Consider the following 14,381-nt stretch of genomic DNA (forward strand, 5'->3'; position numbering starts at 1 on the left):
GCCACATTCATCACAAGGGAGGCCCGCCATGACCGATCTTTCCGCGCCGATCAAACCGACCGCGATGACGATGGACGCGCATTCACCAGGTCTCGCGCTTCGCTCCCTCATCATCGGCCTCACCGCCTTCCTCACCGTCGTCGATCTGTTCGCGACGCAGGCGATCCTCCCTTCGCTGACACGTCACTACGGCGTCACGCCGGCGGCGATGAGCTTGGCCGTCAATGCCAGCACCTTCGGCATGGCCGTCGCGGGCCTCGTCGTCGGCTTTCTCAGCCCGCACATCGACAGGCGGACCGGCATCCTGCTCAGCCTGACCTTGCTCGCGATTCCGACGAGCCTCCTGGCGATTGCGCCCAACCTTGCCGTCTTCACCGGCCTGCGGGTGGCACAGGGCCTCTGCATGGCATCCGCCTTCGCATTGACATTGGCTCATCTCGGCGAGCAATGCAGCGCAATGGATTCCGGCGGCGCCTTTGCCGCCTACATCACGGGAAACGTCGCCAGCAATCTCGTCGGCCGGCTAGTCTCGGCCGCAATCGCCGATAGCCTTGGCCTGGCATGGAATTTCTACTTCTTCGCAGCCCTCAATCTGGCCGGCGCCGTACTGGTCTATTTCACCATTGCGCGCGTACAGCCGACGCGCGCAACGGCGCCGACGGCATCGGCGTTTGCCGCGACGATCGCGCAGTGGCGGGATTCACGGCTACGAGCCGCCTACGGCATCGGCTTCTGCATCCTGTTCGCATTCATCGGCACCTTCACATTCGTCAATTTCGTTCTGGTCCGGCCACCGCTGTCGCTGGGCATGATGGACCTCGGCTTCGTTTACTTCGTCTTCCTGCCGTCGGTGGTCACGACGTTGCTGGCCGGCAAAGTGGCGTCGCGCCTTGGAACTCGTCCGACGATCTGGGGCTCGCTCGCGATCGCCGGAATCGGTCTGCCGCTGATGCTGGCCCCCCACCTGGGCGCGGTCCTCGCCGGGATGGTTCTGGTCGGAATCGGCACCTTTTGCGCGCAAGCGGCTGCGACAGGATTCGTAGGACAGGCTGCGGCTGAAAACCGCGGCATCGCCAGCGGCACCTATCTCGCCTGCTATTTCTGCGGCGGGCTCATCGGCACCGCCGTCCTCGGCCGGCTGTTCGACGCGTATGGCTGGCATGCCTGCGTGGCCGGGGTGGGCCTGGCGCTCGCTGTCGCGGCCCTGCTGACGCTCGCCTTGAAGCGCTAGCGCTTGGCCGGCGCCTCCTGCGGCGGCTCGTCGTCGGCGATGGCGCGCCAGGCGGCGCCGTCGAGATCGTCATACTGGCCGCTCCGGAGCGACCAGAGGAAGGCGACGAGACCGGCGAGGCCGAGCATCAGCGCCAGCGGCACCAGGATGACCAGGATCTCCATCACACGATCTCCCGCGAGGCGCCGCGCGCGCGCAACGAATTCAGCATCACCAGGATCGACGATCCGCTCATGGCGGCAGCCGCGATCAGGGGCGTCACGACGCCGCTGATCGCGACCGGCACCGCCAGGACATTGTAGCCGATCGCAAGCCAGAGATTCTGCCGCATCAAATGCAGCGCCTTGCGCGACGCGTCGATGGCCGCGACGACCGGGGCCAGTGGTCGGCCGAGAAAGATGAGATCGGCGGTCGCCTGGCTCAAATGCGCGGCCGAGATCGGCGACATCGAGACGTGCGCTGCCGCCAGCGACGGCGCATCGTTCATTCCGTCGCCGACCATCAGGACCTTCATCCCCCGCTGCTTCAAGACCTCGATCCGCGCGATCTTGTCGGCCGGGGTCACCCCGGCGCGCCATTCGGAGATGCCCAGCGCGTGGGCCACGGCGATCACCGCCGGTTCACGGTCGCCGGAGAGAATCTCGATGCCGATATTGCGCGCCTTGAGCGCCGCGATCACAGCCTGCGCATCGGGGCGGAGGCCCTGGCGCACAGAAAGGATGAATTTTTCGCCGCCCTTGCTGAAAGCCACGACGGAGGCTTCGGGATCGAGATGTGTCACGTCGGAGACCAGCGTCTCGGCGCCGCAGAAAGACGGACGGCCGAGGCGAATCTCAATGCCATCGACCACAGCGCGCACGCCCTGGCCGGCCTCCTCGACCGCGCCGATGATCGGCGATCTGGCGTCGGAGGCCTGCGCGACCGCGGCCGCGACCGGATGATGGCTCGACAGCGCGAGCCGTCCGGCAAGCTCGAAGATATCAGCGGGGATGTCGGCGGCATTCATCACTTCGAGATCGGGCAGCGTCAGCGTTCCGGTCTTGTCGAAGATGACGTGATCGGCTTCCGCGAGACGCTCGATGGCATCGCCGGAATTCAGCAGGACCCCCGCCTTGAACATCGCGCCCGAGGCGATCGTCTGCACCGTTGGAATGGCGAGCCCGAGCGCGCAGGGACAGGTGATGATCAGCACCGCGACGCCGGTCACGATCGCATCATGCCAGCCGGCGCCCGCGATGACCCAGCCGAGGATGGTGACGAGCGCGGTGGCATGCACCACCGGCGCGTAGAGTCGCGAAGCGCGGTCGGCGAGCCGCATGTAGCGCGAGCGCGCCTGCAGCGCATTGTCGAGCAGCCGCGTGATCTCGGCGAGCAGCGTCGCCTCGGAGGCCGCGGAGACCCGTACCCGCAAGGTCCCTGAGATGTTCATCGAGCCCGCATAGACCGGCGTGCCCTGCTCGGCCGTGACGTAGAGCGTCTCGCCGGTGATCAGGCTCTGGTCGATTTCGGAACGACCTTCGATCACGGTGCCGTCGACCGCGCAGCGCTCGCCGGGTCGCAGCAGCACGATGTCGCCGGGATAGATCGCGGCCACCGGCACTTGAGATATCTCGCCAGGTCCGACGAACTTGGCCGCGGTCTCCGCCTTGAGCGCGGCGAGATTGCCCGCGACCGCGCGGGTCCGCCGCCGCATGTTCTGGTCGAGGAAGCGGCCGACCAGGAGGAAAGTGAGCAGCATGATCGCCGCGTCGAAATAGGCGTGCTCGGCGTGGTTGATGGTCTCGACCACCGACATGCCGAGCGCCAGCGTCACGCCGATCGAGATCGGCACGTCCATGTTGGTGGTCTTGGCCGACAGCGCGCGCCAGGCCGAGCGGAAGAACGGCTGGCCGGCATAGGCCGCCGCCGGCAGCGCGATCAGCGCCGACAGCCAGTGGAAGAAATCGCGCTGCTCCGGCAGCATGTCCGAGACGTTGCCGGACCACACCGGGATCGACAGCATCATCACGTTCATGGTGGCGAACGCGGCGACGCCGAGGCAGCGCAGCAGGAAGCGCGATTCGGCGACCTCGGTCGCCTCCGCGCTCTCGGTCTCGTAAGGATAGGCCTTGTAGCCGAGCTCTTCGAGGCGGTCGATAAAGCGGGCCGGATCGAGCGTGCCCGCCTTCCATTCCAGCGCAACGCGCCGGTCGGTGAGGTTCACGCGCGCCAGCGTGACGTCGGGAATCGCGGACAGGCCGCGCTCGATCTTGGCCATGCAGCCGGCGCAGTGAACACCCTCGACCGCGAGATCGATGTGCTGGACGCCCTCGCCCGCAGTCCGGACGTAATGCGAAAAATCCCGCGAGACGTGCATGGCAAAATCCTTCAGTTCAGGATCACGCGGTTGCGCGACATGAACACGCGCGTTCCCCGCGCCTCGCCCTCGATCACCAGGTCCCACTGGCCCGGCGCGACCGATGCGGCATTGCCGCGATAGAGGCCGATGCCGGCCTCCGAGAGCTCGATGGCGAGATCGGCGCGCTTGTCGGTCGGCCGCTCCAGGCGGCCGCCGAATTTCAGTCCGGCGATCGGCTGTCCGCTCGCATCGCGCGCCTCGACCTGAAGCACGGCGCCGCCATCGGCGCGGCGCTCGACATGGGCGTTGACCTTCCAATTTCGCGCGGCCTGGTCATGGGCCGCCGAAATTTCGCGATCATAGGTCAGCCCTGCGGCATAGGGACTGTCGACGTCCGTCCCTGGCAGCGTCGCGATCGCGAGCTTCATCATGGTCACGTTAACGCCGATCACGATGCCGAAGAAGGCGACCAGCATCAGAAACACCTTGGTTCCGGTCAGCGGCTTGGTTGCCATGGCGGGCTCCTGATCCTAGGGCGCGACGAAATTGTCGGTGGCGCTGGCGACTTCGCCGAGGCCGATATCGGTGACGTGAAAGCGAACCGGGATCGACTTTTCCGGATTGCCCTCGACCGGCGCGGTCACGAGCAGCCGCAGCTCGCTGGTGGAGTCGCGCGGAACCACGATCATCGGCCGGTCCGGCGTCACGGAATCGATCCCGATGACATGGATCGTCGCATTGACCGGACCGTTCGCGTCGATCGCAATGACGCGGTCGTAGCCGCTCTTGTTGAGCAGCCGCACCGTGTAGGCGTTGCGGATCGAGCCGTCACTGAGCCTGACCGCGACCGGGTTGCGGTCGTGCAGCACGTTGACGTCGAGCAGGCTGCGGGTCGCCAGCGTATAGATCATGATGCCGCCGACCGCCGCGATGATCGCGCTGTAGGCGACGGTGCGGGCCCGGACGATGCGATAGATCGGCGCCTTGCCTTCCTGGCGGCGCTGGATGTTGACGTCGTTGTCGTAGCCGATCAGCCGCTTCGGCCGGCCGATCTTGGTCATCACGTTGTCGCAGGCGTCGATGCAGAGCCCGCACTGGATGCATTCGAGCTGCGGTCCATTGCGGATGTCGATGCCGGTCGGACACACGGCGACGCATTGATAGCAGTCGACGCAGTCGCCGACCTGCTCGCCGAGCGCGCGCAGCTCGGCCGCCTTCTTCACCGACGTACGCTTCTCGCCGCGATCGTAGCGATAGGTCACGTTGAGCGCCCATTCGTCGGTGAGCGCGGCCTGGATCCGCGGCCACGGGCACATATAGGTGCAGACCTGCTCGCGCATGAAGCCGGCGAGCACGTAGGTCGTAGCCGTCAGGATGCCGATCCAGATATAGGCGATCATCGGCGCCTGGAAGGTGACGAGTTCCCTGACCAGCGTCGGTGCGTCGTTGAAATAGAGCACCCAGGCGCCGCCGGTCCACCACCCGATCAAGAGCCAGATCGAATGCTTGAGCACGATCTCGGAGATGCGCTCCAGCTTCATCGGGTCGGACGATTTGTCCTTCTTCATCCGCTCGCGCCGGTCGCCCTCGATCAGACGCTCGACCGCATAGAACAGGTCCGTCCACACCGTCTGCGGGCAGAGATAGCCGCACCAGATGCGGCCGCCGACCGAGTTCATCAGGAATAGCGCCACCGCGGCGACGATCAGCAGGCCGGTGAAGTAGTAGACCTCCTGCGGCCACAGCTCGATGAAGAAGAAATAGAAGCGACTGTTGGGAAGATCGATCAGCACCGCCTGGCTCGGAGCACCGAGGCCGCGGTTCCAGCGCACGAACGGCAGGAAGTAATAGACGCCGAGGCAGAACGCCATCAGGCCCCATTTGATCCGGCGGAAGGTGCCGGAGATGCTCTGGGGATAGACTTTCTTCTGGGCAACATAGAGCGGCCCGTTGTCATCGTCTAATGGGAGGTCTTTAGGGTTCGCGGTCCTGTTCATCGCCTGCAGCTTTTCGAGAGGTGCGATAAAACCTAGACCCGACGCCGCCGCGTCAGTTGATCCAGCGCAAGCGGGGGCGTTTTTTGTTCGCCCCCGCCTGTCCCGGATTGGCTATTTTCCGCCGCCCAGCGAGTGGACGTAAACTGCCATCGCCTTGATGGTGGCGGGATCGAGCCGCCCTTCCCAGGCCGGCATCACACCCGCGCGGCCCTGGCTGATGGTCTCGATCAGCGACGCCTCGTCCGAACCATAGAGCCAGATCTTGTCGGTCAAATTGGGAGCGCCCATCTCCGGGTTGCCCTTGCCGCCGTCGCCATGGCAGGCGACGCAATTCTCCGCGAAAAGCTTCTCGCCCTTGGCCGCGTCATAGCCCTTGCGGGTCGGAAGGCCCGACAGTGCCCGGACATAGTTGGCGGCCGTGACGATCTCATCCGGCTTCAGCACGCCGTCCTTGCCGAAGGCGAGCATCTGGCCTTCGTGCGCCTTGGCGTGGCCGGAACGTGCGCCGAACTGGATGGTCTGCATGATCTGGTCGAGCGATCCGCCCCACAGCCAGTCGTCGTCGTTCAGGTTCGGATAGCCCTTGGCACCGGCGCCGCCTGAGCCATGGCACGGCGCGCAATTGTCGCCGAACACGGTCTTGCCCTTGGCGCGCGCGAGCGCCAGCAGCGCCGGATCCTTCTCGATGTCGGCGAGCGAGGCCGCGCCCAGCGCAACCATCTTGGCTCCGCGGATCTTCTCGAGATTGGCGAGCTCGACCGCGACGTCGGCGCGCGTCGAGTAGCCGAACAGGCCCGTGGTATTGCTGGAGATCAGCGGCCAGGCCGGATAGACGATCCAGTAGCCGATCGCCCAGACGATGGTGAGGTAGAAGGTGATTACCCACCAGCGCGGCAGCGGCGTGTTGAGCTCCTTGATGCCGTCCCACTCATGGCCGGTCGTGGACCTGCCGGAGACGGGATCGATGTCGCTATGATGATCGGTCATGATCTCTTACTCCTCCCGCAACGGCAAATGTGCCGCTTCGTCGAAAGCTGCCTTGTTACGGGGCCAGAATGCGTAGGCGATGATCGCGACAAAGATCGCGACGAACACCGGCGTCCAGATCGTGGTCACGAGACCGGACGCGAGATTGTCGAGGGTCAGGATGGCTTTCATCGTGGGTGCCTTCTCAGCGAAGATTGGCTTTCTCGTTGTAGATCTTGAAGTCGACCAGCGTGCCGAGCATCTGGAGATAGGCGATCAGGGCGTCCATCTCGGTCGGCGTGCCGGCCTTGCCGTCGAAGTTGCGCACCACGGCCTTGGCATAACGCTTGGTGAAAGCGTCGGAGCCGGCATTATCAGGATCGGCCTGCGCCTTCATGTCGGCGCCCGCATTGGCGATCTGGTCGTCGGTGTAGGGCGTGCCGACGGTCCGCAGCGTGCGCATGTGGTCGGCGATCGTGTCCGGATCGACCTCGGTCTGGCTGAGGAACGGATAGCCGGGCATCACCGACTGCGGCACGATTGCGCGCGGGTTGGTCAGATGGGTGACGTGCCAGTCGTCGGAGTATTTGGCGCCGACGCGGGCAAGATCGGGACCGGTGCGCTTCGAGCCCCATTGGAACGGGTGGTCGTACATGCTCTCGGCGGCCAGCGAGAAATGGCCGTAGCGTTCGACCTCGTCGCGCAAGGGGCGGATCATCTGCGAATGGCAGAGATAGCAGCCTTCGCGGATGTAGACGTTGCGCCCGGCGAGCTCCAGCGGCGTATACGGCCTGATCCCGTCGACCGCTTCGATCGTGCTCTTGAGGTAGAACAGCGGGGTGATCTCGACGAGACCGCCGATCGCGATCACCAGCAGGATGCCAACGATCAGGATGATCGAGTTCTTTTCGAAGATTTGGTGGCGTGTCCAGAACGACATGGAAAACTCCTCATTCCGCCGGCTGGAGAGCGACGGGCATCTGGACTTCCTGTTCGCCGACGCGAACGGTCATCCAGAGATTATAGGCCATGATCAACGCGCCGATCAGGAACAGCCCGCCGCCGGCTGCGCGGATGATGTAGAAGGGATGCATCGCCTCGACGGTCTCGATGAAGGAATATTCGAGGAAGCCGAGCGAGGTGTAAGCGCGCCACATCAGACCCTGGAGGATGCCGGACACCCACATCGCCGAGATGTAGAGGACGATGCCGAGCGTCGCGATCCAGAAGTGCCAGTTGACGAGCTTGAGGCTGTAGAGGCCCTTGCGATTCCAGATCCAGGGCACGAGGCAGTAGAGCGCGCCAAAGGAGACGAAGCCGACCCAGCCGAGCGCGCCGGAGTGCACGTGGCCGATGGTCCAGTCGGTGTAGTGGCTGAGCGAGTTGACGACCTTGATCGACATCATCGGGCCTTCGAAGGTCGACATGCCGTAGAAGGCGACGGAGACCACGAGCATGCGCAGCACGGGATCGGTGCGCAGCTTGTCCCAGGCGCCCGACAGAGTCATCAGGCCGTTGATCATGCCGCCCCAGGAGGGCATCCACAGCATGATCGAGAAGGTCATGCCGAGCGTCTGGGTCCAATCCGGCAGCGCCGTGTAGTGCAGATGGTGCGGGCCGGCCCAGATGTAGAGGAAGATCAGCGCCCAGAAATGGATGATCGAGAGACGGTAGGAATAGATCGGCCGCTCGGCGCGCTTGGGGATGAAGTAGTACATGATGGCAAGGAAGCCGGCGGTCAGGAAGAAGCCGACCGCGTTGTGGCCGTACCACCACTGGAACATGGCATCCTGGATGCCGCCCCAGGCGATGTAGGATTTCGAGCCGAACACCGAGACCGGCAGCGCCGGGTTGTTGCCGAGATGCAAGACCGCAATCGTCACGATGAAAGCGAGATAGAACCAGTTCGCGACGAAGATGTGCGGCTCCTTGCGCTTGATGATCGTGGCAAGGAAGACCAGCAGATAGGTGACCCAGACGATGGTCAGCCACAGATCGGCGTACCATTCCGGCTCGGCATACTCCTTCGACTGGGTGACGCCGAGCAGATAGCCGGTGCCGGCGATCAGGATGAAGAAATTGTAGCCGACGACGACGAACCAGGGCGCGAGATCGCCTGCAAGGCGAACGCGGCAGCTCTTCTGGACGACGTAGAAGGAGGTCGCGATCAGGACGTTGCCGCCGAAGGCGAAGATCACTGCGGACGTGTGCAGCGGACGCAGGCGGCCGAAGCTGGTCCAGGGAAGATCGAAGTTCAGCGCCGGCCACGCCAGTTGCGAGGCTATGATGAGGCCGACGAGAAAGCCGGCAATGCCCCAGAACATCGCCATCACGGAGGAGAACTTGATCGGACCCATGTTGTAATTGGGGCGCCCGTTGATCTCCGCAGGCGGCAGCGCCGCCGGCCGGTCGAGGTAGCGGTTGATGATGCAGAAGACCGCCGCGACGCTCGCTGCCGCGCCCAGCGCGGCGTGGAAGGCGAAGGGCGCATCGAGCGCCTTGGCCGAGGCAATCACGCAGAGGAAGGCGGTGACCGCGAACACGACAGCCAGGCCGCTTTCACCTGACGTCATGGACTTGGAGATGGAGGGCTGGCTCATGCGGATTCTCTCTGAAAGAACACAGCGCCAGAAACCACATTCGCCCTCGCGGGGAATTGATTGAAATCAAGCTATGTGGATTTCTGTTAATGTGGGAGTTGCGGCGCCAGTTGCAGTGCCCTCTCCCCTTGCGGGAGAGGGCAGCGAGGACGGTACGGCAATCTCACTTGGGTGAGGGGTTGGTCCCGCACGAAGACTCTCTCGGTGGAGAAAACCCCTCATCCGGCGCCATAGCCGAAGCTTCGCTTCGGCCTTCTCAAGAACGGCGGCCGAAGGCCGCCTATGCCACCTTCTCCCACAAGGGGAGAAGGGGAAACGTCACTCCCGCGCCGTCGCCTTGAGCGCCGCGATGACGTCCTCGCGCGCGACGATGCCGACCAGCTTCTGCGCTCCGTCGAGCACGATGATGCTCCTGATGCGGTGCTCGACCATGATCTGGAGCACGCGCGTCAGCCGCGTGTCGGGGCTGACATAGATAAAGTCGGGCGTCATGACGTCGCCGATTTTGCGGCTCATCAGGTCGTGATAGCGCGGCAGCATCTGGCTCGGCGTGAAGGCGAAGCACTTCAGGATGTCGAACTTGGTGACGATGCCGACGACCTGCCCGTCGTCCTCGACGGGATAGGAATTGAAATCGTCGCGTTCGAACATCTCGCTGAGCGCGAGCAGGTCGAGGTCGCGCCTCACGGTCCTGACGTCGTGCGTCATGTAGCCGTCGACGGTCTGCTCAAGGAATCTGTACACGGCGCGTCCTCTTTGATTCGTCCCGCGTCAGTGCGACAGCAGCACGCAGCGGGCAGATTGAGTGACCAGATATTGGGTGACGCCGCCGAGGATCAGCTCGCGGAAGCGCGAATGACCGTAGGCACCGGCGACGATCAGGCTGGCGCCGACATCGCCGGCAATTTTCTCCAATTGCCCGGCGACGGTTTCGTTGCGGGCCGCTTCGGAAACGCGCGCGATCGCGGTCACGCCGTGGCGGGCAAGCCACGCCGTCACGTCGGTCACGCCAGCGACCGCGGCAGGGCGGTCGTCGTCGCCTTCGGGAATTGCAAGGACGGTGACATCCCTGGCCTTGCGCAGGATCGGCAGCGCATCGGCCAGCGCCCGCCGGGCTTCCGGCGTATCCTTCCACGCCACCAGGACGCTGCGCAGGTCGAGCCAGTTGACGCCGTCAGGCACGACCAGGATCGGCCGGCCGGCTTGCATCACCAGATCCTTTGGGCTCGCGAGCGCGAAGGCGTCGGAGAAGGCCGGGCTCTGCCCGCCGGTGACGATGATGTCGGCGCAACGCGCCTGGGTGAACGTAAAGCGCGCCGGGAAATCCATGGCGTTGCGCCATTCCACATGTCCGCCGCGATTCCTGATCGCGGCGCGGAATTGCGCCTCGAGCTCGCCCAGGCGTCGCTTGACCGAGGCTTCTCCCTCATCGATCAGTGCCTGCGCTGCAGTGCCATCGCTGAAGTAGAGTGGCGGGGCGAACTGCGCCGCGGCAACGCCGATGATCGACGCCCCAAATCGTTCGGCAAGCTCGCCCGCGACCTGAAGCCGCGCCTCGTTGGGCTGATCGAGCGCCAGGCTGACCATCACGGTCGCGTATGTCATCGGAGTCTCCGGGGCAATGAGCTTTGATCCGATCGTAAGCCGGCCGCCGGCTGGCAGGATGAGATAGATCAAAACCTTGGATCACCGCGCGGGCCCGAAATCTGCCAATGGTATAAGACATCGGAACTTGCCTCTGGCCCCTCCTTGGGTACATTGCCGACGATAACGCTGTGCGGTTCCCCGCATCAGAATGGGAGTGATCGTGTGGCGCCGACCCGTGTGATTCATCCGCAAGATGACGGCCGGGGCGAACATTTCCGCGTTCGAATCGAAGGATTTGGCGTCGGGACCTGGGATCTCGATCTCAAGACACTGGAATTGGAGTGGTCGGAGACGGCCAGAATCCTGTTCGGAATCGAATCCGGCCAATCGGTGAGTTACCCGCTGTTCCTGTCCCGGCTGGAGCCGAACGACCGCGAGCGGATCGAGAGTGCGATCCGGCGCGTCTCCGAACGGGGCGGCAGCTTCGACGTGTCGTTCAGGGTCACGGGGGCGTCGGGCAGAACGCAGTGGATCCGCGCCCGCGCGGGGCTGATTCGAGACGACGCCGGCGCCGCCCGACATCTCAGCGGCATCTTTCTCGATGTCGATGAGGAGAAGCAGGTCGAGGAAACCCTGCGCACCCGCGAGAGTCACCTCCGCTCGATCCTCCAGACGATTCCCGACGCCATGATCGTCATCGACGGCCATGGCGTCATCCAGCTCTTTAGCGCGGCGGCCGAGCGCCTGTTCGGGTGGGTCGAGTCGGAGGCGATCGGCCAGAACGTCCGCATCCTGATGCCGGAGCCCGACAGCTCACGTCACGACGGCTACATCGCGCGCTACCGCACCACCGGCGACCCGCACATCATCGGCATCGGCCGGATTGTGACCGGCAAGCGTCGCGACGGCACGACCTTTCCGATGCACCTGTCGATCGGCGAGATGCAGTCGGGCGGCGAGCCCTATTTTACCGGTTTCGTCCGCGATCTTACCGAGCATCAGAAAACCCAGGCGCGGCTCCAGGAACTGCAGTCCGAACTTGTCCACGTCTCGCGGCTGAGCGCGATGGGCGAAATGGCGTCCGCGCTCGCTCACGAGCTCAACCAGCCGCTGGCAGCGATCAGCAACTACATGAAGGGGTCGCGGCGGCTGCTCGCCGGAAGCCAGGATCCGAATACGCCGAAGATCGAGAGCGCGCTGGACCGCGCCGCCGAGCAGGCGCTGCGCGCCGGCCAGATCATCCGCCGCTTGCGCGACTTCGTCTCCCGCGGCGAATCGGAGAAAAGGATCGAGAGCCTGTCCAAGCTGATCGAAGAGGCCGGCGCCCTCGGGCTGGCAGGCGCGCGCGAGCAGGACGTGCAGCTTCGCTTCAGCCTCAATCCCAATGCCGATCTCGTGCTCGCCGACCGGGTGCAAATCCAGCAGGTGCTGGTCAATCTGTTCCGCAACGCGCTGGAAGCGATGGCGCAGTCGCCTCGGCGCGAGCTCGTCGTCACCAACACCCGCGCCGCCGACGACATGATCGAGATCGAGGTCTCCGATACCGGCTCCGGCTTCCAGGACGACGTCATGCCAAACCTGTTTCAGACTTTTTTCACCACCAAGGACACCGGCATGGGAGTGGGACTGTCCATCAGCCGCTCGATCATCGAGGCTCACGGCGGCCGGATGTGGGCCGAGAGCAACGCATCGGGTGGAGCGACATTCCGCTTCACGTTGCCGGCAGCCGACGAGAACTGATCCATGACGACCAAGGGAATCATCTACGTCATTGACGACGACGAGGCGATGCGGGATTCGCTGAATTTCCTGCTGGATTCAGCTGGCTTCGGCGTCACACTGTTCGACAACGCGCAGAGTTTTCTCGACGCCCTGCCCGGCCTCGTCTTCGGCTGCGTCGTCTCCGACGTGCGCATGCCCGGCATCGATGGCATCGAGCTTCTCAAGCGCCTGAAGGCGCAGCGCAGCCGGTTTCCGATCCTGATCATGACCGGCCATGGCGACGTGCCGCTCGCGGTCGAGGCGATGAAGCTCGGTGCCATGGATTTCCTGGAAAAGCCGTTCGAGGATGACCGCCTCGTCGCCATGATCGAATCCGCGATCCGCGAGGGCGAGCCGGCGGCCAAGAACGAGGCCATCGCCCAGGATGTCGCCGCCCGCGTTGCTTCCCTGAGTCCCAGGGAACGCCAGGTCATGGAGGGGCTGATCGCGGGCCTCTCCAACAAGCTGATCGCCCGCGAGTACGACATCAGCCCACGCACCATCGAGGTCTACCGGGCCAATGTGATGACCAAGATGCAGGCCAACAGCCTGTCGGAACTGGTGCGGCTGGCAATGCGGGCCGGAATGCTCAACGATTGAAGTCACCAGGATTGAGGCAAGTCAAAACCGTCCGCCCGCCCTGTGCTACCAGATCGGAATGATTGCGATCAGCTCCCATCCCGAGCGGCTCCCGATGTCGTCACCCGCGAAACCAACCGTCTATGTGGTGGATGACGACGCCGCCGTGCTGGGCTCCCTGCGCTTCCTGTTGGAAATCGACGGTTTTGCCGTGCGGACCTTCAGGAACGCCACGGCGCTGCTCAATGCAGCGAGCCCGTCCGGTGCAGATTGTTACGTGATCGACTACAAAATGCCCGACATCAACGGCATCGAGCTGGCCGGGCGACTGCGCCAGTCCGAGGGCGATACCCCGGTGATCCTGATCACCGGCTATCCCGACTCGAATATCTCGGCCCGGGCGGCGGCCGCAGGTGTGAATGAAGTGATTCTGAAGCCGCTTCTGGACGAAAACCTGGTCAAACGCATTCGCCACGCCATCCAGAACCGGGTCCATAGCTGACCTACGGGATTCTACGTAAGGCACCCCCCTTAAGATATCTCGCGAAATTTTCGAGGCACCCGATACCGCGTACCAAAGCGTCATCACAACGGAGATGGCGCAGATGCTGACCCAGACGATCAACACCCAGGCGATCAAGACCCAGATCAACGGCAGCAAGATCGCCCCGGGCCATCCCGTCTCCGACCAGTTCGGTGCGATCGCTGGCCATGTCGGCCTCGTTGCCACCGAGTTCTCCTACCGCAAGGAAGAGGAGATCTATGGCGAGGACGAGCCGGCCGAGTATGTCTATCAGGTCGTCACCGGCGCCGTGCGCAGCTACAAGCTTCTCTCCGACGGCCGCCGCCAGATCGGCTCCTTCCATCTTTCCGGCGATGTGTTCGGCCTCGAATCCGGCACCACCCATCGCCTTGCCGCTGAAGCCATCATCGACACCACGGTGCGCCTCGTGAAGCGCGCGAGCCTCGAGAAGGCCGCAGCCACCGACGTCCAGGTCGCCCGCAAGCTCTGGGCCATGACCGCTGGTGAGCTTCGCCACGCCGAAGACCACATGCTGCTGCTGGGCCGCAAGACCGCGATGGAGCGCGTCGCTACCTTCCTGCTCGAAATGGACCGCCGCCTCGCGGTTGCCGGCATGATGGCGCTGCCGATGTGCCGCCGCGACATCGGCGACTATCTCGGTCTCACGCTCGAGACCGTCTCGCGCGCGCTGTCGCAGCTTCACGCCCAGGGCATTCTCGGCTTCTCCGGCGCCCGCCAGATCGTGCTGCGCAACCGGGCACGCCTGCACAATCTCGACGCCTGATCTCTTCTCCCCACC

At 64.3% G+C, this 14,381-nt stretch carries 15 protein-coding genes; 5 read left to right on the forward strand and 10 right to left on the reverse strand.

The annotated features are described in order from the left end of the window. The first annotated feature begins 28 nt into the window (after positions 1-28). On the forward strand, positions 29-1,231 hold the full coding sequence (locus AC0L3U_RS06645; protein WP_456765392.1) for an MFS transporter: 1,203 nt from the start codon (positions 29-31) through the stop codon (positions 1,229-1,231). Here the strand turns inward: AC0L3U_RS06645 and ccoS are convergent. The 10 genes from ccoS to AC0L3U_RS06695 form a co-directional block, all read right to left on the reverse strand. Further along, positions 1,228-1,395: a cbb3-type cytochrome oxidase assembly protein CcoS gene (gene ccoS, locus AC0L3U_RS06650; RefSeq protein WP_007607689.1), complete on the reverse strand. Its 168-nt coding sequence runs from the start codon at positions 1,393-1,395 to the stop codon at positions 1,228-1,230. The two genes, AC0L3U_RS06645 and ccoS, sit on opposite strands and share 4 nt — an antisense overlap. Next, entirely contained in the window at positions 1,395-3,587 is a 2,193-nt protein-coding gene (locus AC0L3U_RS06655; protein WP_473361138.1) for a cation-translocating P-type ATPase, read from the reverse strand. The genes ccoS and AC0L3U_RS06655 overlap by 1 nt, the downstream gene beginning before the upstream one ends. An 11-nt stretch (positions 3,588-3,598) precedes the next feature. Continuing rightward, on the reverse strand, positions 3,599-4,084 hold the full coding sequence (locus tag AC0L3U_RS06660; RefSeq protein ID WP_473361139.1) for a FixH family protein: 486 nt from the start codon (positions 4,082-4,084) through the stop codon (positions 3,599-3,601). A 15-nt stretch (positions 4,085-4,099) separates the two neighbouring features. Then, the gene (ccoG, locus tag AC0L3U_RS06665; protein ID WP_473361140.1) at positions 4,100-5,566 is read right to left on the reverse strand and encodes a cytochrome c oxidase accessory protein CcoG; all 1,467 of its coding nucleotides are present in this window, start codon (positions 5,564-5,566) and stop codon (positions 4,100-4,102) included. Positions 5,567-5,677: 111 nt separating this feature from the next. Continuing rightward, complete coding sequence (gene ccoP / locus AC0L3U_RS06670) at positions 5,678-6,553, reverse strand: cytochrome-c oxidase, cbb3-type subunit III (protein WP_473361141.1); 876 nt, start codon at positions 6,551-6,553, stop codon at positions 5,678-5,680. A 6-nt stretch (positions 6,554-6,559) separates the two neighbouring features. Further along, a complete protein-coding gene (locus tag AC0L3U_RS06675) occupies positions 6,560-6,724 on the reverse strand; it encodes a CcoQ/FixQ family Cbb3-type cytochrome c oxidase assembly chaperone (protein WP_007594016.1) in 165 nt (54 codons plus the stop codon). A gap of 13 nt (positions 6,725-6,737) precedes the next feature. Beyond that, positions 6,738-7,472 carry a cytochrome-c oxidase, cbb3-type subunit II gene (gene ccoO / locus AC0L3U_RS06680; RefSeq protein ID WP_007594017.1) on the reverse strand — a complete coding sequence of 245 codons (735 nt, stop codon included), beginning with the start codon at positions 7,470-7,472 and terminating at the stop codon, positions 6,738-6,740. 10 nt (positions 7,473-7,482) lie between these two features. Then, positions 7,483-9,132, reverse strand: coding sequence for a cytochrome-c oxidase, cbb3-type subunit I (ccoN, locus tag AC0L3U_RS06685; RefSeq protein ID WP_473288983.1), 1,650 nt, complete (start codon positions 9,130-9,132; stop codon positions 7,483-7,485). Positions 9,133-9,450: 318 nt separating this feature from the next. Continuing rightward, on the reverse strand, positions 9,451-9,876 hold the full coding sequence (locus AC0L3U_RS06690; protein ID WP_456765398.1) for a CBS domain-containing protein: 426 nt from the start codon (positions 9,874-9,876) through the stop codon (positions 9,451-9,453). A gap of 27 nt (positions 9,877-9,903) precedes the next feature. Next, positions 9,904-10,737: a universal stress protein gene (locus AC0L3U_RS06695; protein WP_473361142.1), complete on the reverse strand. Its 834-nt coding sequence runs from the start codon at positions 10,735-10,737 to the stop codon at positions 9,904-9,906. Between the two features lie 204 nt (positions 10,738-10,941). Here AC0L3U_RS06695 and fixL point away from each other — a divergent pair, with 204 nt between their 5' ends. The 4 genes from fixL to AC0L3U_RS06715 all read left to right on the forward strand — a co-directional run bounded on the left by fixL (position 10,942) and on the right by AC0L3U_RS06715 (position 14,366). Beyond that, positions 10,942-12,459: a sensor protein FixL gene (gene fixL / locus AC0L3U_RS06700; RefSeq protein ID WP_473361143.1), complete on the forward strand. Its 1,518-nt coding sequence runs from the start codon at positions 10,942-10,944 to the stop codon at positions 12,457-12,459. A 3-nt stretch (positions 12,460-12,462) separates the two neighbouring features. After that, positions 12,463-13,080 carry a response regulator FixJ gene (gene fixJ / locus AC0L3U_RS06705; protein ID WP_473288987.1) on the forward strand — a complete coding sequence of 206 codons (618 nt, stop codon included), beginning with the start codon at positions 12,463-12,465 and terminating at the stop codon, positions 13,078-13,080. 58 nt (positions 13,081-13,138) lie between these two features. Further along, a complete protein-coding gene (locus AC0L3U_RS06710; protein ID WP_456765401.1) occupies positions 13,139-13,561 on the forward strand; it encodes a response regulator in 423 nt (140 codons plus the stop codon). A 103-nt stretch (positions 13,562-13,664) separates the two neighbouring features. Continuing rightward, positions 13,665-14,366, forward strand: coding sequence for a helix-turn-helix domain-containing protein (locus AC0L3U_RS06715; RefSeq protein WP_456765402.1), 702 nt, complete (start codon positions 13,665-13,667; stop codon positions 14,364-14,366). The last annotated feature ends 15 nt before the right edge of the window (positions 14,367-14,381 follow it).

The sequence above is a fragment of the Bradyrhizobium sp. Kon69 genome (assembly GCF_055807515.1).